Source organism: Moraxella sp. HMSC061H09, assembly GCF_001809255.1.
Lineage (GTDB): Bacteria > Pseudomonadota > Gammaproteobacteria > Pseudomonadales > Moraxellaceae > Moraxella > Moraxella catarrhalis.
The window spans coordinates 22040-43206 of sequence record NZ_KV796856.1 but is presented as its reverse complement, the minus strand read 5'-3'; the positions used below and the strand labels follow the sequence as shown (position 1 = coordinate 43206).

Annotated in this window: 18 protein-coding genes and 2 pseudogenes; 7 read left to right on the top strand and 13 right to left on the bottom strand. The window is 41.2% G+C overall.

Annotated features, from left to right (window positions below):
• The first annotated feature begins 255 nt into the window (after positions 1 to 255).
• Positions 256 to 756: a peroxiredoxin gene (locus HMPREF2573_RS06670; protein ID WP_003657947.1), complete on the top strand. Its 501-nt coding sequence runs from the start codon at positions 256 to 258 to the stop codon at positions 754 to 756.
• Positions 757 to 774: 18 nt separating this feature from the next.
• Entirely contained in the window at positions 775 to 1935 is a 1161-nt protein-coding gene (locus tag HMPREF2573_RS06665; RefSeq protein WP_003657946.1) for a glycosyltransferase, read from the top strand.
• Positions 1936 to 1939: 4 nt separating this feature from the next.
• On the opposite strand, the gene HMPREF2573_RS06660 is transcribed toward HMPREF2573_RS06665, so the two are convergent.
• The 3 genes from HMPREF2573_RS06660 to fumC all read right to left on the bottom strand — a co-directional run bounded on the left by HMPREF2573_RS06660 (position 1940) and on the right by fumC (position 6919).
• Positions 1940 to 3673 carry an amino acid ABC transporter ATP-binding/permease protein gene (locus HMPREF2573_RS06660; RefSeq protein WP_070472974.1) on the bottom strand — a complete coding sequence of 578 codons (1734 nt, stop codon included), beginning with the start codon at positions 3671 to 3673 and terminating at the stop codon, positions 1940 to 1942.
• Positions 3651 to 5423 (bottom strand): thiol reductant ABC exporter subunit CydD, encoded by a 1773-nt coding sequence (gene cydD, locus HMPREF2573_RS06655; RefSeq protein WP_070472971.1) that lies wholly within the window; start codon positions 5421 to 5423, stop codon positions 3651 to 3653. Before cydD ends, HMPREF2573_RS06660 begins: the two co-directional genes overlap by 23 nt.
• Positions 5424 to 5530: 107 nt before the next feature.
• The gene (gene fumC / locus HMPREF2573_RS06650; protein WP_003663732.1) at positions 5531 to 6919 is read right to left on the bottom strand and encodes a class II fumarate hydratase; all 1389 of its coding nucleotides are present in this window, start codon (positions 6917 to 6919) and stop codon (positions 5531 to 5533) included.
• A gap of 173 nt (positions 6920 to 7092) precedes the next feature.
• Between fumC and HMPREF2573_RS06645 the strand changes: the two genes are divergently transcribed.
• Positions 7093 to 7689 (top strand): 5-formyltetrahydrofolate cyclo-ligase, encoded by a 597-nt coding sequence (locus HMPREF2573_RS06645; protein WP_003659935.1) that lies wholly within the window; start codon positions 7093 to 7095, stop codon positions 7687 to 7689.
• A 102-nt stretch (positions 7690 to 7791) separates the two neighbouring features.
• Here the strand turns inward: HMPREF2573_RS06645 and HMPREF2573_RS06640 are convergent, their stop codons facing one another.
• The 5 genes from HMPREF2573_RS06640 to HMPREF2573_RS06620 all read right to left on the bottom strand — a co-directional run bounded on the left by HMPREF2573_RS06640 (position 7792) and on the right by HMPREF2573_RS06620 (position 10853).
• Entirely contained in the window at positions 7792 to 8499 is a 708-nt protein-coding gene (locus tag HMPREF2573_RS06640) for a structural protein (RefSeq protein ID WP_003657938.1), read from the bottom strand.
• A gap of 67 nt (positions 8500 to 8566) precedes the next feature.
• Positions 8567 to 8869: a hypothetical protein gene (locus HMPREF2573_RS06635; RefSeq protein WP_003659938.1), complete on the bottom strand. Its 303-nt coding sequence runs from the start codon at positions 8867 to 8869 to the stop codon at positions 8567 to 8569.
• Entirely contained in the window at positions 8869 to 9222 is a 354-nt protein-coding gene (locus HMPREF2573_RS06630; protein ID WP_003659940.1) for a hypothetical protein, read from the bottom strand. The genes HMPREF2573_RS06635 and HMPREF2573_RS06630 overlap by 1 nt, the downstream gene beginning before the upstream one ends.
• Complete coding sequence (gene rpe / locus HMPREF2573_RS06625; RefSeq protein ID WP_003657929.1) at positions 9219 to 9899, bottom strand: ribulose-phosphate 3-epimerase; 681 nt, start codon at positions 9897 to 9899, stop codon at positions 9219 to 9221. Before rpe ends, HMPREF2573_RS06630 begins: the two co-directional genes overlap by 4 nt.
• Before the next feature lie 129 nt (positions 9900 to 10028).
• On the bottom strand, positions 10029 to 10853 hold the full coding sequence (locus HMPREF2573_RS06620; protein ID WP_070472968.1) for an enoyl-ACP reductase FabI: 825 nt from the start codon (positions 10851 to 10853) through the stop codon (positions 10029 to 10031).
• 210 nt (positions 10854 to 11063) lie between these two features.
• On the opposite strand from HMPREF2573_RS06620, the gene folE reads away from it, so the two are divergent.
• The 3 genes from folE to HMPREF2573_RS06605 all read left to right on the top strand — a co-directional run bounded on the left by folE (position 11064) and on the right by HMPREF2573_RS06605 (position 15225).
• Positions 11064 to 11669: a GTP cyclohydrolase I FolE gene (gene folE, locus HMPREF2573_RS06615; protein WP_003659947.1), complete on the top strand. Its 606-nt coding sequence runs from the start codon at positions 11064 to 11066 to the stop codon at positions 11667 to 11669.
• A gap of 166 nt (positions 11670 to 11835) precedes the next feature.
• Positions 11836 to 13464, top strand: a complete 1629-nt coding sequence (locus HMPREF2573_RS06610) for a phospholipase D family protein (RefSeq protein WP_003659949.1) — start codon at positions 11836 to 11838, stop codon at positions 13462 to 13464.
• A 231-nt stretch (positions 13465 to 13695) separates the two neighbouring features.
• Positions 13696 to 15225 (top strand): MFS transporter, encoded by a 1530-nt coding sequence (locus tag HMPREF2573_RS06605; protein ID WP_049166970.1) that lies wholly within the window; start codon positions 13696 to 13698, stop codon positions 15223 to 15225.
• 82 nt (positions 15226 to 15307) lie between these two features.
• On the opposite strand, the gene rpiA is transcribed toward HMPREF2573_RS06605, so the two are convergent.
• On the bottom strand, positions 15308 to 16057 hold the full coding sequence (gene rpiA, locus HMPREF2573_RS06600; protein WP_003663743.1) for a ribose-5-phosphate isomerase RpiA: 750 nt from the start codon (positions 16055 to 16057) through the stop codon (positions 15308 to 15310).
• A 139-nt stretch (positions 16058 to 16196) separates the two neighbouring features.
• Between rpiA and HMPREF2573_RS06595 the strand changes: the two genes are divergently transcribed.
• A complete protein-coding gene (locus HMPREF2573_RS06595; RefSeq protein ID WP_003659955.1) occupies positions 16197 to 17111 on the top strand; it encodes a LysO family transporter in 915 nt (304 codons plus the stop codon).
• Positions 17112 to 17148: 37 nt separating this feature from the next.
• Here the strand turns inward: HMPREF2573_RS06595 and HMPREF2573_RS09825 are convergent.
• From HMPREF2573_RS09825 to HMPREF2573_RS06575, 4 genes and pseudogenes are all read right to left on the bottom strand, one after another.
• Positions 17149 to 18449 (bottom strand): annotated as a pseudogene (locus HMPREF2573_RS09825) (FAD-dependent oxidoreductase).
• 181 nt (positions 18450 to 18630) lie between these two features.
• Positions 18631 to 20040 (bottom strand): type I glutamate--ammonia ligase, encoded by a 1410-nt coding sequence (gene glnA, locus HMPREF2573_RS06585; protein ID WP_003657911.1) that lies wholly within the window; start codon positions 20038 to 20040, stop codon positions 18631 to 18633.
• Between the two features lie 440 nt (positions 20041 to 20480).
• Entirely contained in the window at positions 20481 to 20786 is a 306-nt protein-coding gene (locus HMPREF2573_RS06580; protein ID WP_070472964.1) for a hypothetical protein, read from the bottom strand.
• Positions 20787 to 20838: 52 nt separating this feature from the next.
• Positions 20839 to 21167: pseudogene (locus HMPREF2573_RS06575) on the bottom strand (hypothetical protein); the annotation flags it as partial.

Here is a 21167-nt window from a genome sequence, read left to right as displayed (position 1 = left end):
ATAATAATCGCTAAAGCCTTAATTCAAAAGCGGTAAGCCAAATGGCAAGGCAATTTGGTTATTCATAAAATAAAAACGCATAATTCTACCGCAAAGTCATTATGATGCCAAACAAAAATTTGCAAATTGATGTATTTTAGAAAGAATTGATGCTTACTAAGCAATTATGATGAATAAAAATGTTCTTTCATGGGTAAATTTTGCTAAAATATACATCGTTTAACTGTTATGATTAAAATGACAACGAGATACCTAATGCTACAAAATTCTAACGAAACCATCACGCTGCCAAGTTTTGAGTTAACCATGGTGGCAGCCGATACCCAAGAAGCCACTGCTGTGCAGCTCAATCAACTGCTTAATCAAAGTCATCAGGGCTTGATTTTGTATTTTTACCCCAAAGACAACACGCAAGGCTGTTCCATTCAGGCGGTGGATTTTAGTCATCATAAAGCCAAGCTTGAATCATTGGGATTTTATATCCTTGGCGTCTCTCGAGATGGTATCAAATCTCATCAAAATTTTATCAATAAAAAAGCCTTATCAATTGATTTAATTAGTGATACCGATGAAAAACTTTGCCAATATTACGATGTCATCAAAGAAAAAAAGATGTATGGCAAAACCCATCTTGGCGTGGTACGCTCTACATTTGTGTACAATAAAAATGGCGAGATGATTGGTAGTTTTCGGGATGTCAAAGCCAAAGAGCATGTTGAGAAAATTTTAGATTTTCTTGAAAATAAAACCAATTGACCCATCAGATAATAAGTTATGAAAGTTCTTCAACTGTCATCCTCGCTTAGGCATGATGAGTCCGAGCGTGGCATTTATCCCATCTCCCATGCGCTCATCAAAGCTGGTCATGAGTCTATCATCATCGGCAGTGCTCCAAGCGATAGCAAGCTTGTTGTGCGTCTTGTGCGTGATGGGGCAATATATTACCGCCTACCTATGCCCAAAAAAAGCTGGTGGGCATTGATACACACACTTAAGCTTCGTCAAATCATTGAACAGCATCAGCCCGATATCATTCACATACATTCTCGTACGCCTGCTTGGGTGTTATATTGGGCAATGCATTCCTTTCCAAATGACAAGCGCCCCAAAATTATTTCAAGTTTATACGGATTTTATCCTGTCAATTCTTATTCAAAAGCACTGTTTCATGTTGATTTGCTGATCAGTGCATCTAAAAGTATTGATAAACATTTTAATAAAATTTTTGAAAAAGTAAAATCAGAAAAAATTGATAAATCCATCAAGTTGCCTGATATCATTTGTGTGCCGCGTGGGGTGGATGTTCGAAAATACCCCTATCGCCATCACTCATCTGTGCATTGGCTACATCAAACCTTTACCCAATTTCCTGAGCTTGAACACAAAAAATGGTTGGTTTTTCCAACACCGATCGGTCCTGAATATGGTCAAGAATGGCTCATTGATATTTTAGGAAATCTACAAGAAAAATTTCCAAAAATTCACGCAATTATCATGGATGATGACCCCACAGCACGCATTCATCAGTGTGTTTTTTATGAAGATTTTGTCCAACGCCTGCATACTTTGGGCTTACAAGATCGGGTCTCTTTTATCGGCAAAAATCCACCTGATATGCGTGAATGGTTGTCATCAGCTAATATCGTATTATCGCTTGCCAATCACCCCGAAAGTATTGGCATGACAGCACTTCAAGCCATTCATTTAGGAACACCAGTGATTGGTTGGGCAAAAGGTGCCTTTGCAGATATCCTAGGAGACTTATACCCCCAAGGATTGGTCAAAGAACAGACTGCGATCATGCTGTGTAAAAGTGTTAAGTTTTTATTATCAAACCCCATTCCGCCTGCCATGACGCATGCTTATGAGATTGATGATATGGTCGATAATACAATTCAAGTTTATCAAGACTTAGTCAAGCAAAGCACAGAGTGATAAATTAAACTTGACCCTCACCCTCGATTTTGATGACCTGAACCTCACCCATCTGTTGCCACAGCTGGTGGGTGCAAATTAATAACAAGCCAATATCACCAGATTTTTGGGCATCAATTAGACTCAACCATACATTGTGGCGTGTATCTGGATCCAAGCCTGCAAAAGGCTCATCTAGCATCATGACCGCTTTTGGGGATAGCAACAGTCGAGCCAAGGCGATACGCCGTGCTTGCCCACCAGACACAGCCATACCATATTCTCCGAGCCGAGTTGCCAGACCTTTTGGTTGATTATTTAGCCAAGTTAATAAATTTACTTTTTTAAGAGCTGTTATAAGCTCATCATCGGTTGCGTTTGGTTTACCCAAACGAAGATTATCTGCCAGCGTTTGATCAAAAATATCAACTGTTTGCCCCAAAAATCCCAGTGATTGGTCAAAATCAACTGACTGCCACGGATATTTTTTGGTGTCGGTACATAACCAAATCTCACCCGAGGTCAAATCATGCTCTTGGGCAAGTGTATGCAGTAAAGTGGATTTACCAGCACCTGAAGGACCTATAATCAAGCAAGGCTTATCAGAGCGAATCTTGGCATGGTGAATATGAGCACTGATGATGGCATTTGGCGCCCTAACAATGGCATTATTAAGCCATAAAGTCAAAGCATCCTGCTGATTGGTAATCTGATTAAAATTGATTTTGGGAGCAACGTTTTGGCCGACAAGCATCTCGTTGAGGCGCTGCTTGGCTACCTGACTACGCCCCAAAGCCAATGGCTCAGCAATCAAGTTTTGGATAAACTCACCCAAGCCCATCAATCCTAAAAATACTGCCAGTGCGACCGCCGAACTCATCATCGGATAATCATTTAATGTCTCAATGGTAAAAGCAACACTATCTGTCTGTCTAAAAAATCTCCCTACACCCCAAAGCATAAGTGTCGCCGCCAGTGCCAGTGCCACTTGCACCCCCAACATGCCCATTCTGCGTAAACGATGTGATGACAGTGTTATTTTGGTTTGCTGAGCATCCAAATCACTCAGCTGATGTATGTACGCATCCCAGCGATGCCAAATCAGCAAGGATGTCAGTGCTGGCAAGGTATCCAGCAGTTTTGATTTGCGAGTTTCAAGTATAGTACTCTCGTCATACGCCAAATGAATGCCACGATATACCACAAAAGCAGCAATCAAAATCGCCAAGCCGATCGGCACTAGCCCAAACCATGCTTTGGGTAATAGCAACAGCGTAACACCAGCCACCAAAATCACCGCACCGATTGCCATAATCCAAGGTGATATCAAGCGTAAAACAAATTCATCTAAAACATCAATGTCTTTGACAAGGCGATGCATTTTTTGGCTGCTAGACTGTCTTTGCAGGTTTCGGGCATTAAAATCCAAACTTGCCCAATCGGCAAAAAATCGTACACGCAAATCTTTTAACAGCCCAAAGACAGCATGATGCGATACCATCAAGTCACCATAGCGAGATAGCGTGCGTGCAATGGCAAAGGTGCGTATAATGGCCGCTGGCATCATATAATTAAATGTATGAGTACCTACCGCAACTAGGCCTGCCACTGCTGACATGGTCACAAACCACCCTGACACCATCGATAATCCTAAGACTGACCAAACAGTCACAAGCCCTAGAAGCCAAGCCACCAAGATCCATACCCAAACTTGGGTACTGATGAGTTCACGAAGCTTAAATGGTTGATTTGATTTCATCATAACCCCCTAAATGATGGATATCATCAAAGGCGATATCAACACTTTGATCATGGGTAATCCAAATGACCGTCCGATGCACTGATAAGCGTTTTAATAAATCTTTGATCATAAAGGCAGTCTCACTGTCTAGATGTTCTGTTGGTTCATCAAGCAGCCACACCTTAGCATCTTGAAGCAAAAGCTGCGCAATGGCAAGGCGATGTGCCTGCCCACCTGACAGCCCACCACCCCGCTCACCAAGCATGGTATCCATCTGCTCGGGCAAATCACGGATCAAAGACCACAGTCCAACAGCATCTAGTACATCAATCAGCTCATCATCGGTCGCATCAGATTTTGCCAATGTCAGATTATCACGAATACTGATGGGCAGCAGTGCTGGCATTTGTGCCAAATAGCCAAACTGATGTCTAAGATACGCCATATCCAGCGTATCGTAGCGATAGTGTCCTTGATCATCATACACCTCAACCACGCCAGTATATTGCCCAAATCCCAATAAAATCTGTAAAAGTGTCGATTTGCCTGCGCCCCTTTCCCCTTTTAATAATGTTGATTTACCTGCCACAAAATGCAGCGTCGTCGGCGTTAACCTGACTCGCCCATCATCACCAAAGGCAGCCACTTGCCTTAAACAAAATCCCACTTTTCCCATCAAATCCACCTGATGTAGCTCGGTTTTGCTATGTTTAAAATCAAGTATGCCAACCATCTCCTTGGCAGCACCGACGGCTTGACCTTTGACATGATACTCAGCACCCAAGCGGCGTAGTGGTGCATAAAATTCAGGCACCAATAATAAAATCATCAAAGCTGAGCTATAAGTTGTTATGACAACACCAGATTGCCAAGGTAAAATTCCAATCAGCCCAAAACCCAAATAAACAGCCACAAGTGCAATGGATAATGCCGATAAAAATTCAAGCACCGCACTATTTAAAAAAGCAATGCGTAGCACTGCCATGGTTTTTTTACGGTAATTGTCGCTACTGACATCAATATCTTTAACAGCGATATCAACCACGCCCAGACGAGATAGTGTATTCACCCCTCGTATCCAATCAAAAAATCGACCGCCAAGCTGTGCCATCGCATCCATCTGCTCACGGCTTTTGCGTGCAGTTGCTACACCAATCATCGCCATAAAAATCGGTACCAGTGGTGCCGTCGCCAGTAATATCATTGCAGCAGTTTTATTTAAAAAACTAATACAAACTGCCAATAAAATTGGTGTACTAACGGCAGTTTTTTTCTGAATTTCAAAGCGAGCATAACCGATGAGATGCTCAGGTTCATCAATGATTTTGCTTGCCAGTGCACCATCAGAGCCAAAAAAGCGTCTAGCAGGACCCATGTCACCCAGTTTAACCAATAGCCGCTGACGCACATCACTGGCTGCTTGCACACCGATGCGTGTGAGTAGTGCATCTTTGGCATAACCAATCAATGCGCGTAATAACATCACGCCAAATAAAGCCATCACATAAACAGCCAAAGCCTCGATCGCCATCACTTGATGCTGGGATAATTCAGGAATAAATGGCAAAAGCCAGCCATCAAAAATCATCACCAAAATCCAAGCTTGTACCATGAATAATAGCAAGCTAATGACATCGCACAGCCATGCTAAAGTCAGCTGCTTTTTTGCAGGACGAAAAACAGAATTTAAAAAATTATTAGCCACGATATCAGCTTGTGAACGCCGAGGTTTTTTGGGCTTTTTAAGACGGGCTTGCGTGGTGGTCATGATGAATGGCGTATGATAATGGACAAATAAGCTATTATCGCTAAATTATGGCTTTTTTTCAACCAAAAACACCGCCAAATCGCTGGCGGTGTTTGAGTATCAAAAGTTTATTTTGGGGCAACCATTTGTTCTGGACGCACAATCTCATCAAATTCAGCTTCAGTTAATAAGTTCAGCTGAATGGCAGTTTGTTTTAAAGATTGATTATTTTTAAAAGCGGTTTTAGCAACTTTGGCGGCATTTTCATAGCCAATATGGCGATTGAGTGCGGTGACCAACATCAAAGAATGATGTAAATAATGGTCAATTTTTTCGTAAATTGGTTCAATGCCTACTGCACAATGCTCATTAAAGCTATTGATCGCATCCGTTAGCAGACGAATCGACTGCAATAAGTTATATCCAATCACAGGCATATAAACATTTAATTCAAAATTACCAGAAGCCCCTGCCATAGAAATGGTCGTATCATTACCAAAGACTTGGGTGACCACCATGGTCATCGCCTCACACTGAGTTGGATTGACTTTACCAGGCATGATGGATGAACCAGGCTCATTTTCAGGAATGCTAAGCTCACCTAGACCGCAGCGTGGGCCTGAAGCCAGCCAACGCACATCATTGGCGATTTTATTTAGGCTTGCTGCCAGTGTTTTTAGTGCACCTGAAGCAAATACTTCGGCATCTCGTGCGGCCAAAGCCTCAAATTTATTGGGTGCTGTGATAAAATTCAGCTTGGTTAATTCTGCCAGAACTTTAGCGACTTTGACAGCATAATCAGGATGACTATTTAGCCCTGTGCCGACTGCTGTACCGCCCAATGGTAACTGATAAAGACCGCTTAAGGCCGCCTCAATACGCTCCAAAGCATAATCAAGCTGCATGACATAACCACTAAACTCTTGACCCAAAGTCAGCGGCGTGGCATCTTGTAAATGCGTGCGTCCGATTTTGATAATCTCATCAAAATCAGCTGATTTTTGTGCCAATGTTTGGCGTAAATTATTAATGGCTGGCAACAGTTTATTACTCATCTCTTGAGCAGCCGCCACCCGAATCGCCGTCGGAAAGCTGTCGTTAGTCGATTGGGCATGATTGACATGATCATTGGGGTGAATCGGCTGATAACTGCCTTTTGGTTTACCAGCAATTTCATTGGCACGATTGGCGATAACCTCATTAATATTCATATTAGACTGGGTGCCTGAGCCTGTTTGCCACACCACAAGCGGAAATTGATCATTAAGCTTACCTGCCAAAATCTCATCACAGGCTTGAACGATTAGCTGTGATTGTTCGTCAGTGATGCGGCCAAGTGTCGCATTAGTCATGGCGGCGGCTTTTTTAACAGTTGCCATCGCATGGATTAAAGGCTCTGGCAGTCTTTCTCCGCCAATACGGAAATTTTGGCGACTGCGTTCAGTTTGTGCCCCCCAATAAGCATCAGCAGGTACAGCAATCTCTCCCATGGTGTCTTTTTCGGTGCGTATTGTCATATTTTACTCCATTGATTTTTTGATAAAAGTCGCTTAAGATGAGTGATACGACCAGCGATGCAATTCTACTAACTGAATTGTACCACTTTATCTAAATGATGAGATGATTTAGCATACCATCAGTTTACCTAGGATTCAATAACAAATAATAATCATTACCAAATATAAACACAATGACCAAGACCAGCCACCAAACCAATTTATCCGCTGTCCATTTGCGTAAACACATGCGTATGCAAAGACGATCGCTTAGTCACTGTGAGCGTCAAAGATCCGCTTACCTAGCAACCAGATTTTTATATAAATTAATACCGCTATTACCCAAAAAAGCCAATATTGGTTTTTATTTGGATGGATTTTGTGAACTACCAACCGCCACCATTGCCCAATTTTGTCAAAAACTTGACTATCAAGCGTATTTACCCATCACCACGCCAAACAAACCCTTGACATTTGCCCCCATCATTCAACCACTGAATAAAACACCTCTTAAAAAGCATCGCCTAGGCATGCATGAACCCCGCTCAAAACTGATATTATCTGCCAATCACATGGATGCCATCATTTGCCCTTTGGTGATGGTTGATCTTGACGGTATACGCCTTGGTATGGGGGGCGGCTACTATGACCGCACATTTGCAAAAGCCAAAAACTGCCTAAAAATCGCTTGGTGTTATGATTTTCAAGTGGCAGATCGGCTACCCAAACAGCCTTGGGATATGTCGGTGGACATCATCATTACCGATCAAAGGCTAATTAGATTAAAATAATGCCAATTCATCATCTGTTAACCAAATAGCCGAAATAAAAAGAGATTAAATATGGCACGATTTAATCTCTTAATTGAATCAATTGAATCAGTTTCAAATACATCAGCTATAATGTGCTGGTTCTTCATCATACACATGTGCATGCCAAAAATTACTTTGGCGTTGTACAACACTTGCGATGGCAGCATGAATCATCGCTTGCCCAACCACTCTGGCATCAGCACCTAGCATATCTTGGACTTGCTCTGAAAAAGCAATACTCACCAAAGGCTCATCATGATCATGACCCACTTCTCGCAAAATCATCACCCCTGATGACTCTTCAATAAACTCAAGCAAAGTTTCTTGGACAAAACCATCTTTGGTCTTTTTTGATTTGCTGGGATGTTGCAACCGTGATACACGCTCTTTGGTACCCAAATCCTCTTGATCTTGCTGCTTACGCTGACGACGCTTGCGCTTGGGGCGATGCTCACCGTCAGATGCTTGTACCTGTGCGTTTAATCGCTGAGTACGTGCCAGTTTTGATAATCTGGCTAAATCGACGCCTAATGTCCGCTCTACTTGCTGTGCAAGCTCCTCAACTGTCGCAGAATCCATAAACTGAGAAATGGCTGAAGCAAGTGCATCAATCAGCGTCTCATCACCACGCCCATTGATTTCCTGAAAAAACAGCTCATGTAAAATTGATAGTGTGTCCTCTTCATCGGAATCAGACGCATGATATACCAAATCATCAACAAATGATAGGCATTCTGCAATACTCATCGTTTGCCAATTTTCAATGGTTTGTGAAATTTGATTTGTCATTATGATTGCCATCTCATCATTATTTTAGTCTATCTTGGTATATGGCATCATTTTGGTGCTTTTCAAGTCATCGCCAGTAGCGTAGCTTTGCCAACATAAATAAAAGTGCAACAAACATACCCAAATAATAGACCATACGCACATCAAAGGTGCTATCACGCCACTTTAAAGGCAATGAGATCAATGCAGTTAAGGCAGGAATCACCACCAAAGCGACGAGCCAATTTTCAAGGACATGAAGCCATCCTTCCACACCGCCATATCTAAGCCCTGATAAACCCACCAGCAAACACGCCACAATAAGCAATAAAATCAAGCCTTTAGGGATATCTTTTGGCGTGATGATATCAGGAATTAGCTTGGAGAGCATCAGCTATACACTCCCATAATGGATAACATCGCAACAGTCGATAATAACCAACCAAAAGTCCAAGCATTTCTAGGGTGGATATTGGTTTTACCCAGTTTATTTAGTCCAGTTGCACCAAGCCAAGTCATCAGCGGAATGCCAATCACAAATACAGGCACAACGACAGCAGCATGACGCAATACCTCAGACATCTCATCACCAAACATCAATCGAAATCCATAGCCTGCCAAGCTTAATAGCAAACTTGCCAAACATAGCCCTATGGTAAAACCCATCGGTACGACGCTGGCGGGTTTGTTGGGTTTTGGGGGGTTGTGATGCGTGGTTTGGGCTTGATGGTGCGGTATGGTCATGATCGATTTACCTTTGATAACTCATCACGCATGGCATCAATTACAGCCTTATAATTAGGCTGATTAAAAATCGCCGACCCTGCCACAAACATATCAGCACCCGCTTCACCAATGGTGCGAATATTTGCCACATTGACACCGCCATCAACTTCCAAGCGAATGTCTCGACCACTATCGTCAATCATTTGACGCACAGTTGCTAATTTATCTAATGTTGCATCAATAAACTTTTGACCACCAAAACCTGGATTGACACTCATCAGCAAAATTTGATCAACCTTATCCAATGTATGATCCAAATAATATAAAGGTGTTGCAGGATTAAAGACCAAACCACATTTGGCACCACCATCTTTAATCAGCTGAAGGCTTCTGTCTATATGCTCACTGGCTTCAGGATGAAAAGTGATGATGTCAGCCCCCGCCTTTAAAAACTGCTCAATCATACCATCAACTGGCTTAACCATCAAATGTACATCAATGGGTGCAGTGATGCCATAGTCTTTTAATGCTTGACAAATCATCGAACCAAAAGTTAGATTTGGTACATAATGGTTGTCCATCACATCAAAATGCACAACATCTGCACCAGCTTCAAGAACGCTTTCAATATCCGCTCCAAGCCGTGCAAAATCAGCAGACAAAATCGATGGGGCAATCAAAAAAGGCTGGGTCATAATCACTCTCAACAATTAAATGGTATGGTGTATCATACCAAAAATCGGATATTTGTACCAATGTTTGATGTCATTGGCACAATTTTGCTCACTACCAACTTAACTTTTTATGAAAGTTTTAAATCGTTGTTATTGTTCGCCGTCGCCTGCCATCATCATGATTTTTTCACTGATGGCAACGGTATTAAAGCCTGCATCCACAAATAAAATCTCGCCAGTAATACCGCTTGCCCAAGGTGATAACAAAAACAGCGCAGCATTACCCACTTCTTCTTGGCTGACATTACGCCCAAGTGGTGCGATTTTTTCGCTAACATCAAGCATACGGCGAAATGATTTAATACCACTGGCGGCCAGCGTGCGGATAGGGCCTGCACTGATGGCATTGACACGAATGCCCTCACCACCCAATGATGATGCCAAATAGCGTACCGAAGCTTCTAGGCTTGCTTTTGCCATGCCCATGACATTATAGTTTGGCAATACAGAAATACTGCCTTCATAAGTTAAAGTCAACAGTGAGCCTTGGCGTGCAGCAAGTAATTCACGCCCTGCTTTGGCAAGTGCGACAAAACTGTAGCTTGAGATATCATGGGCAATTTGACTGCCTTCACGAGTGGTTGCTTGGGTAAAATCGCCATCAAGCTGATCGGCAGGGGCAAAACCGATGGCATGCACAATGCCATCAATGCCTTTATCGTCACCTACGCCCCAATGTTTGGCGATTTCATCAAAACACACTTGAATCGACTCATCTGAGCCAACATCACACTCAATCCCCGCCACCGCATCAAATGCTTCGGCAGCCATATCCACACGCTTTTTAATTTTATCATTCGGATAGGTTAAAATCAGCTGCGCCCCCTCACGATGCAAGCTTTCAGCGATCGCCCAAGCAATTGATAATTTACTGGCAATCCCAGTCACCACAAAACGCTGACCTTTTAGTAACATGACTTTATCCTTTTGATAGAAATTTTTGCCATTATAGCATAGAATTTTAAAATGTGGGATATAATTAGTACAAATGTAAACTTAATTTTAAACATCAACTCGTCCAAAGTGTTTGATAAACGCTCAAAAAGTGATGAAAAAATCAGTTTTTTGTTAAATCAATCGCTATTTTATGATAAGCTATGCATTTTTTTACTAGACGCTTAAAATATGTCAAATTCTGATACCGTAAACTTTATCCACGATTACGAAATCCTGTCTAAGCATTATGCCGAAATCATCTCCTCAGCAGGAGAAGATTTGACCCGTGATGGATTAATTGACACACCAATGCGGGCTGCCAAGGCGTTTGGTTATCTTACTCGTGGCTACCATCAGGATTTGGCAACCGTGGCTAATAATGCCGTCTTTGATTCTGATAATCCTGAGTTAGTTTTGGTACAAAATATTGAATTTTATTCGCTATGTGAGCATCATCTACTACCTTTTTATGGGGTCGCCCATGTTGGCTATCTGCCAGATGGCAAAGTATTAGGATTATCTAAAGTGGCACGCATCATTGATATGTATGCACGCCGTCTACAAATCCAAGAAAACTTAACCAAGCAAGTGGCCAGTGCTATCGAAGAGCTGACGGGTTGCCGTGGTGTTGCGGTTATTATGGATGCCTGTCATATGTGCATGATGATGCGTGGTGTTGGCAAACAACAATCCACCACACGCACCACCAGCATGTTGGGTGAGTTTACCACCAATCATGACGCACGCCGTGAATTTTTGGATGCTGTACCTCGCCGAATGCCCGCTTTTGGTTAATTGGTTTACTTGTGGTTAAATGATTTGGCAATAGCTCGCCATTTGATAACAATCATCGCCAAAATGATTAAAAAAGAAGCGATTTTGTTTGGTAAAATTTTAATAAAGCACTTCTTTTTTTGGATAAATTTGCTATGATAAATCAAATTTTTAGACTTTTTGAGTCATGACTCATCATTTTCGCTCTTTGTTTGTCATCAGTATACATACTGTCATGCTGGTATTACTTGTTGGCTGCAAAAATTTGCCCGATACGCCTCACTTACCAAAGAGTCTGGCATTGACCAAACAGGTTCAAGAGCGTCACCAAATGGTCAAACATGGTGGCAGTTCAGACGGTCTCATCTCAGCCATCAACGCCCAAAGCCATCATCACCCCAATCAATCTGGATATTATCCGATTACAACAGGTGCCAATGCGTTTGCTGCACGCAGTACGCTGACTGATGTGGCAAACCAATCCATTGATATTCAATACTACATTTGGCATAACGATGAAGCTGGTCAACTGATGCTTAAAGACCTGTGGGAAGCGGCTGATCGTGGTGTGATTGTTCGATTGCTGCTTGATGATTTTAATAGCTCACCTGAACTTGATCAGCTCCTACTACGTATCTCAAAGCATAAAAATATTGCTGTCAGATTAATCAATCCCATGCCTTATCGTGGCTTCCGTAGTCTAAACTATATGTTACATCCCATACGCACCAATCGGCGTATGCATAATAAAAGCATGACATTTGATAATAAAATCAGTGTCATAGGTGGTCGTAATATCGGTAATGAATATTTAAATAATGCACCTGTTAATCATTTTGCTGATTTGGATGTCATGTTAGTTGGTCATGTCGTTGGCAAAATTACCCAAAGCTTTGAGATTTATTGGGCTTCACCCCTATCCTTTGATATTGAAACACTTGTCAAACATGACAACAAAGATGACATCAGTGGCATCAAACCTGTGGTATTTGATGAACTTGAAAAAGTCAAAGACAGCTCAGATGCTGATCGTGAGCTACGCACTTATCGCCAAGCCATGCAAAATTCAACCATTGGGCAAGATTTACTCGCCCAGCAAGTACCATTTTTTTGGACAGAGATTGATTTGATAGCAGATAATGTTATCAAATTAAACGGTCACTCAGATCCTAATGAATTTTTGGTTTCACAGCTACAAACACAATTGGGTCAACCAAGCAAAAAACTCAGCATCATCTCTTCTTATTTTGTTCCTACCAAAGAAGGTGTCGACACACTGATCACGCTTGCTAAAATGGGTGTTGAGGTGCGTATTTTGACCAATTCATTTGATGCCACCGATGTTGGTATTGTACATGCAGGTTACGCACACTGGCGAAAGCAACTACTGGCGGCAGGCGTGCATCTTTTTGAGATTAAATCTAGCGCTCAGAGTATCCAAGATAACGAAAATCGTTTTTGGCGTACACGCCAGCACAGCACCACAAGTCTACACGCCAAAGCCTTTGCGGTAGATGATGATCAAATATTTATTGGTTCATATAATGTCGACCCACGCTCAGCCAATATCAATACCGAGCTTGGTGTTCTTATCAAAGATAGTAAATTGGCAGGACAGCTACACAAAGCTTTGAGTAATAGCCAAGCCATCACCCATCAAGCCTATGAACTAAAACTTGACGCCAAAGGTAATATTAATTGGCATACCATCGAAAATGGTCAACCAGTCATTTTGCATCACGAACCACACATGAATCATAAAGATCGTATTATCATTTGGCTGGCTGGACTGATGCCTATCGATTGGCTACTTTGATATTAATCATAAATATATACCATCTAAATGAAAGCTTGAACCAAATTGTATAAATAATACTAGTGTTTTGTATGTTTTATTTGTAGAATATCCATGAGCAATCAATGCTTTATGGATATTTAGTGTATCTGCTTTTGATAAGATCTTATGAAGCATCAGATTTGCAAGATATTATCGATACTTCGCACCATCAAACCGTATGTTTGATTGGTATTTCATGAGAAGATTATCATGCCAGCCAACCAATTACCCAGCCAGCACTATTTTAGTGCCATTCTCATTACAAGTCTCATCGCCAGCGTGGCTTTTTTTGACTTTGCTATTTTTATATATCTGTCTGATTTATTACGACAGATCTTTTTTGGTGGTACGGAGTATACTTGGCTTTCTCGCCTGCAGTTGTTTGGACTGTTTTCAGCAGGTTATATTGCCAGACCCTTGGGCGGTTTGATGATTGGCTACTATGGTGATACCAAAGGTCGCAGGCCTGCACTATTCATCAGTTTACTGGGCATAACGATATTCACTTTATTCATCGGGTTATTACCACAGTATAGTCAAATTGGCTTCATCGCCCCCATTATCTTTATCGTTGCTCGAGTTATCCAAAGTCTTACCATTGGTGGCATCATGCCAAGCGTTTGGGTGTATGTCACCGAACATCTACCAACACGCCATATTGGCGTAGGTTGTGGTGCAATCTTATCTGGCTGTGTGCTGTCTTTGATTTTTTTAATTTTATTAATGAACTGGCTAGACGATACGCTAACTTGGGCACAGATGATGAGTTTTGGTTGGCGTATTCCGTTTATTTGTGGCGGTTTATTAAGCGTTATTTTAATCTTAATATCATACAAACACTTGCAAGAAACGCCCATTTTTTTAGAAGCACACTCTGAGCGGTCATTTCGCCCCAAACATGAGTCAATGCTTAGTAACATGAGTTTATCCACTTTGACCAACTCACAAATCAAGCAGCTTGATCATCTGCCAGCAATTGAGTTTCAGCTTTCTGAAGATACAAAAATGCCCGATCACAGCATAAGCCCAAGCTCAATGACATCACCACCCAAAATCAATGAGATAGATCAACGCACAGTCACAACAGCCATGCGACTGACCTCAAAACTAACCAGCTTTGCTAGGTCGTCAATCTCGTTTTTTCAAATCATTTGCAATAAAAATATGCTCATCAGTATTATTCCTGCCATAATGTTAATCAGTATTATGGTCAGTTTATTGATATTTACGCCAATTTTATTGGTAGATTTGATTGATGGTAGCTTTCGAATCTCTGAAACGGTTTTATGGTTTGGCAATGTGCTTGCAATTTTATTTATGGCAATTGGTTGCTTGATATTTGGCATTTTGGTGGATAGGCTTAATCCTGGTATTGTGCTAACTTTTGGTAGCCTATTCTTGGCGATGCAAGTGGCTTTGTTTTTTAATCATTTGCGTAATGGTGGTGAATATGGGTTGATATTTTTTGCCCTATTTGGATTTGCTTCAGGTATCATTGGTGCAATTCCTTCGGTTGTCGTGCGACTATTCCCTGCCAAGATTCGATTAACAAGCGTCAGTATCATTTATAATATCATCATCGCACTTATCGGCGGTTTGTTGCCGTTTGTTCTACATTCAGCCTCAGCTCATATCGCTTTTGCACCTATGATTTTCATCGTTTCATTATCGCTTTTAACAATGTTTATAAGCTTTTATATTTACTACATTCCTCGTACCGACCTTGATATGAATCGCTAAAAAACACCGCATGAGCTAATCATGCGGTGTTTTATATTGATGTGTTGTATTTTAATTATTTTATTAAAATACAACAGTTTTATTAAAATACAACAGTGTCCACGCCTGTGCTGCCAGCTTTTAGCATTAGATCCGCTGACTGCGATGCAAATATACCATGGCAAACCACACCCACGATATTATTTAAGGTGAACTCCATCTTGGCAGCATCGGTAATATCAAGGTCATAGGTATCCAAAATGACATTGCCATAATCTGTCACAAACCCTTCACGATATACAGGATCGCCACCCATTGCCACCAATTCACGCGCCACATAAGAACGCGCTTGAGGCAAAACTTCAATTGCAACAGGGAATTTGCCCAGTGTATTGACGATTTTTGAGTCATCTACCATACAAATAAACCGATTTGAGGCGGCGGCAACGATTTTTTCTCGTGTCAATGCACCACCACCACCTTTAATCATATTGCCTTTAGCGTCAATCTCGTCAGCACCATCTATATATAAATCCAGCACACCCAATTGATTTAAATCATAAATCTCAATACCCAAGGCCTTTAATTTATCCTCGGTAACCTGTGAGCTGGCAACTGCACCCTTAAGACGCACTTTTGGTAAAAGCTCAATCAGGCAATTGACTGTACTGCCTGTACCAACACCTAAAATCATGCCATCTTCAATATGGCTTAAAGCAGCTTTGGCAGCAGATTTTTTTTGAGTAAGTTTTGGATCGGTTGCGGTCATGACTATTTCCAATAAAAATTTATCTAATTTTACGCCAAAGTTACCAAAAACTAAACCATTTTTTATCAATTTGCTGATTTTCACTCACTTTAAGCCACTCATTTTATATCAAATCTAAAATTAACATGGCTAATATCCAAAATATGGTGGATAATCACGAAAATTTTTTGTAAAAATGTTACAATGCCGATTTATTTTTACTTTGATGAATTTGGGGAATTGGATGCAGGGAATCATCACATTATTACTTATTTTAAGTCCAATGTTTGTTGGTTTTGCACTACCAACATCACAAAAGTTGGCCGCATTTGGTGGACAGGCTCTGACTTATCTGATTTATCTTATTTTGATTGTCATTGGTATTGAGCTTGGTTTGGTGGATGATTTGGTGCAAAAGGTTGGGGACATTATCAAATATTTGGTTGTGTTAATCACACTGACCATTGGCTTTGGAGCGATTAGCTTGGTTTTTTTTGATAAATTCACTCAAAAAAATCAGTTATCTAAACACACACTACCCAGCCAAAAACCCAAAATCAGCCTAAGGGGCAGTTTGGCTCAGCTCATTTGTTTGGCAATTGGATTTATGGCTGCTAAATTTTTGCCAGCTGGATTTATACCACCTGAAAAGACGACCACCATCCTGCTAATGGCACTATTATTTTTGGTGGGTGTCAGCCTAAAAGGATCAGGGATTGGATTAAAGCAAGCCTTGGTCAATAAAACAGGTCTACAGGTCAGTGTCATATTTATTTTTTGTACCACCTTATCAGGCATCATTTTTGCAAGCATTTTTCATGAAGTCACGCTGATGCAGGGTTTGGCTTTGGCATCAGGTTATGGCTGGTATTCGCTATCAGGTACGATTATGACAGATGCTTATGGTGCGGTTTGGGGCAGCGTCGCCCTGCTTAATGACTTGGCTCGTGAAGTGATTGCCTTAATCTTTATCCCATGGGTCATGCGTTATTCGACATCTGTCGCTGTGAGTTTAGGCGGTGTAACCAGTCTTGACTTTACCCTACCAACCATCTTACAGGCGGGTGGTACACAGATTATGCCCATCGCCATCAGCTTTGGATTTATCGTTAATATTGTATCACCTGTGCTAATGGTGCTGTTTAGCTCATTTGGATGATTCATCAGGCACATTCAAAGCATTAAACCGAGTTACTTTAGCAATTGGCCCGCTCAATCAGCAGACGCATGACGGATGGTGACTTAGAAATCGCCTTGACAATCTCACTGCGTGCATGGCGTATCACAGAAATATTACTCAGTGCTGATGTATAAGCAAAATTAATCATAGAAAAGCTATGCATCATCAGCGAATTATGCCCTTTGACCGTGCGTTCATAATCGCTTAATAAGCGTGTGCTTAAGGGCATATTTTTGGCATGATACACATCTACCAATGCCAGCAATGCCTTCACATCAGATAAGCCCAAGTTAAGCCCCTGTCCTGCCAACGGATGTACCCCATGTGCAGCATCACCCATCAGTGCGATTAAACCCTTATGATAGCGATTGGCGGCTTGTGCAGATAGTGGAAAACTTGCGACCGACTGTATCTTATGAATATCCCCAAGTACATAGCCGCTTGCCAAAGCCAGCCTATTGATTAGGCTATCAGGATTTTGGTGGTAGTCGCTCAAATATGTCTCTGCAATCTGCTTGGGCAATGTCCAAACAATCGACTGCCATCGGCATTGATCATCTTGATTGAGATTGGCAATGGGTAATAGTGCCAAAGTGCCTGTTGGCAACATCACTTGGCGTGCTGTGTTACCATGTGGCTGATCGGTTCGTATGGCACAGCAGATGGTTTTTGGTGATAATTTAAGGTATCTACCCCCACCCCCATCTCACGGCGTACCAAAGACGCACGGCCATCGGCACCAATCAATAGCTTAGCCTTCACCATCTTGGCTTGATTGTCAGCTTGATAGCGTATGCACACACCGTCAGGCATCTCATCAAAAGCCATGCCATGAGCCGCCAAGCTGATCTCATATTTTAAAGTTAAATTTTCATAAGCTTTTGCACGATGCCAAAGTGCTTCATCCAATACTGATGGCTCAACCATAGACCCAAGCATGATATTTTCAAAGGCGTGTTCATCTTGAAAAATCAATTCACCAAAATCATCTCTCGCCCATACATGCATTTGGTCATAATCGGCGCGTCTGGTGATACCGTCCCATACATCGGCACTTTTTAATAAATCGATACTGCTAAGATTGAGTGCATAGACTCTGGCATCTCGCTGAGCCAATCTCTGATCAAACGATGCCTTACTAGGGGTAGGCTTACTATCCAAAATAATGACCTGCTTGCCTCTTTTGGCAAGTAAAATGGCACAGACCATACCGACAACACCAGCACCGATAATGGCAATATCATATTGTTTTATTTGAGATTTTGGATAAGCCCATGAGCTTGGTGGATTGTCTGCTGGATGATTTTGAACGGTCATAATAATCAGATGCGGTAAAATATGGTTTATTTTACCGCATCTGCTTTTATTTTTCAGAGAAAATTTGACGCTGATAAGCTTGGGTTGTTAAATTCAACATTTATCCCAAATAAACCCCAAAGGTTCTACCTGCTTGGGGTTTATTTCAACGATAAACATCTGCCAACTGATAAGTCAGCAATTAGCAGCGATAATATAAATCAAATTCAAGCGGATGCACCGCTTCATTTAATTTATGAACTTCTTGCATTTTTAGATCAATATAAGCATCAATCATATCTTTGCTAAACACATCACCTTTTAATAAAAAAGCATGATCTTGTTTTAAAGCTTTTAAGGCAGTTTCTAGATTTTCTGCCACGGTCGGAATCAATGCTTCTTCTTCTGGTGGCAAATCATACAAGTTTTTATCAGCTGCCTCGCCTGGGTCAATCTTATTTTCAATACCATCAATGCCTGCCATCAACAATGCCGCAAAACACAAATAAGGATTTGCTGCAGGATCTGGGAAACGGGCCTCAATACGCACCGCTTTTGGGCTAGAGACATGTGGAATGCGAATGGACGCCGAGCGGTTTGATGCTGAATACGCCAATTTAATCGGCGCCTCAAAATGTGGTACCAAACGCTTATAGCTATTGACGGTTGGGTTGGTGATGGCATTTAACGCACGAGCGTGTTTAATAATACCACCAATAAAATACAATGCCGTCATTGACAAGCCAGCGTACTCATCTCCAGAAAAAGTATTCACACCCTCTTTTGAGATGGAAATATGTACATGCATGCCAGAACCATTATCACCAACAATCGGTTTTGGCATAAAGGTTGCTGTTTTACCAAATTGATTGGCGACATTTTGCACCACATACTTAAATTGCTGAACCTCATCGGCCTTTTTAACCAAAGTATTAAAAGACACACCAATCTCAAGTTGACCCGATGCCACCTCATGATGATGCACCTCGACACGACCCTCGCCCATGATATCTTCAATACGATCACACATAACTGCACGCATGTCGTGATAATAATCCATGGGTGCAGTCACCGCATAGCCACCTTTTAAAGCTGGGCGTTGACCATTATTACCCCAAGCATACTCTTTATTTGACGACCAAGATGCCGCTTCGGAGCTTATGCTGTGCTGTGCCCCTGATTCATCAATTTGCCACTTCACATCATCAAAAACAAAAAATTCAGGCTCAGGGCCAAAATAAGCCGTATCGCCAATCCCTGTTGATTTAAGATAAGTTTCGGCACGGCGTGCAATTGAGCGGGGGTCTTTTTCATAACCTTGCATTGTCGCAGGCTCAATCACATCACAGCTAACCACGACAGTCGGTGATTCATAAAAGGGATCCAAATATGCTGTTTTGGCATCAGGGAGTAAAATCATATCCGAAGATTCAATTCCCTTCCAGCCTGCCACTGACGAGCCATCAAACATTTTACCATCTTCTAGCGTATCTTCGTCCACGGTCGATGCTGGAAAAGTTAAATGTAGCTCTTTGCCGTGCGTATCTGTAAAGCGAAAATCCACCCATTTCGCCCCTGATGATTCAATCAGGTCAAATAATTTGTTTGACATCGTACACTCCTGATTTTTTATTCAATTTTTAATTACGCTTGCTGATCTGATCAAGTATCAGCAATTAACCTAACAAGTATCATACGCTTTTTTTGGATAAAGGTAAAGGTGAAAACCCAACCAAACCCTTATTATTTATATAAAGAATAAATAACTATATATTTATAATTAATAAAAATATATAGATGGATATTTTAATTTTTTTATCTATAAGTATTTGATTATATTTATTTTATGTGTCTATTATAAAGTTATTGAATTTATGTAATATTAAATAAATTAAATAACTATTTTTATTATTTTTTTAGTAATAATAATATATGATGATATCATTAGTTTTTATTATGATATATTAGTACGCAGCATCACTGTGATTGTCATAAAAAAAAATCGCACTCACAAGTGCGATCAGCGTCAAAAAGTATCAAAATTTTACGCAGTCAATCAGGCAGATTCATCTTGGTCGTGTCAGGATTTAGACCAAAATAAAATACGACTGTTGCCACCAAACTATTCACGCCAATAAACGCCCAATCTGGCCCATCATGATGTAATACAAATCGCCCAAGCAATACCGATACACCAAGCATAATCATAAAACATCCCGGCAAATAACCAATCATGATTGGGTGTGTGACACAAATGACCGCACCCGCCTGACGCTTGGGGTGTAATCGTTTAAGATTAATAAAAAAACCAATGGTATAAACAATGCCACCCATCAACAAATAACCTAAAAATCCCATACCATTTTTCCTTACCCTTTAGTACTTAAGCCCAAATCAGTGATTGGTTATGTTAAAACTCTTGTATTAAATTAATGCGTTTATCATCACAAGCGACTTGGTAGATGGTATTTACCGCACCCATTAAGGCAACAGCATAGCGACTATCAAGCATGGGATTGGTGTTCGTACTGGCATCATGCAGCTTAGCGATAACCAATAGCCCGTCAGGTCTTACGATAACCTGATCGGTGATATCATTGACTGATAAATTGATGGCATTGGTAGAAAAATACTTCCAGCCATCTTGTTTGGTGAGTACAAGCAGTGGCTCTGGTGTATCCCAAGCTTTGGCGGCATCGTTTGGTTCTTTCATTTGCATCTTGTAGCCGCCTTGTGCTT

Excerpts from the sequence above, each read along its gene's own strand:
- HMPREF2573_RS06670 (WP_003657947.1), top strand. The coding sequence starts at position 256 with ATGCTACAAAATTCTAACGAAACCATCACGCTGCCAAGTTTTGAGTTA.
- HMPREF2573_RS06665 (WP_003657946.1), top strand. The coding sequence starts at position 775 with ATGAAAGTTCTTCAACTGTCATCCTCGCTTAGGCATGATGAGTCCGAG.
- HMPREF2573_RS06660 (WP_070472974.1), bottom strand. The coding sequence starts at position 3,673 with ATGAAATCAAATCAACCATTTAAGCTTCGTGAACTCATCAGTACCCAA.
- cydD (WP_070472971.1), bottom strand. The coding sequence starts at position 5,423 with ATGACCACCACGCAAGCCCGTCTTAAAAAGCCCAAAAAACCTCGGCGT.
- fumC (WP_003663732.1), bottom strand. The coding sequence starts at position 6,919 with ATGACAATACGCACCGAAAAAGACACCATGGGAGAGATTGCTGTACCT.
- HMPREF2573_RS06645 (WP_003659935.1), top strand. The coding sequence starts at position 7,093 with ATGACCAAGACCAGCCACCAAACCAATTTATCCGCTGTCCATTTGCGT.
- HMPREF2573_RS06640 (WP_003657938.1), bottom strand. The coding sequence starts at position 8,499 with ATGACAAATCAAATTTCACAAACCATTGAAAATTGGCAAACGATGAGT.
- HMPREF2573_RS06635 (WP_003659938.1), bottom strand. The coding sequence starts at position 8,869 with ATGCTCTCCAAGCTAATTCCTGATATCATCACGCCAAAAGATATCCCT.
- HMPREF2573_RS06630 (WP_003659940.1), bottom strand. The coding sequence starts at position 9,222 with ATGACCATACCGCACCATCAAGCCCAAACCACGCATCACAACCCCCCA.
- rpe (WP_003657929.1), bottom strand. The coding sequence starts at position 9,899 with ATGACCCAGCCTTTTTTGATTGCCCCATCGATTTTGTCTGCTGATTTT.
- HMPREF2573_RS06620 (WP_070472968.1), bottom strand. The coding sequence starts at position 10,853 with ATGTTACTAAAAGGTCAGCGTTTTGTGGTGACTGGGATTGCCAGTAAA.
- folE (WP_003659947.1), top strand. The coding sequence starts at position 11,064 with ATGTCAAATTCTGATACCGTAAACTTTATCCACGATTACGAAATCCTG.
- HMPREF2573_RS06610 (WP_003659949.1), top strand. The coding sequence starts at position 11,836 with ATGACTCATCATTTTCGCTCTTTGTTTGTCATCAGTATACATACTGTC.
- HMPREF2573_RS06605 (WP_049166970.1), top strand. The coding sequence starts at position 13,696 with ATGCCAGCCAACCAATTACCCAGCCAGCACTATTTTAGTGCCATTCTC.
- HMPREF2573_RS06595 (WP_003659955.1), top strand. The coding sequence starts at position 16,197 with ATGCAGGGAATCATCACATTATTACTTATTTTAAGTCCAATGTTTGTT.
- glnA (WP_003657911.1), bottom strand. The coding sequence starts at position 20,040 with ATGTCAAACAAATTATTTGACCTGATTGAATCATCAGGGGCGAAATGG.
- HMPREF2573_RS06580 (WP_070472964.1), bottom strand. The coding sequence starts at position 20,786 with ATGGGATTTTTAGGTTATTTGTTGATGGGTGGCATTGTTTATACCATT.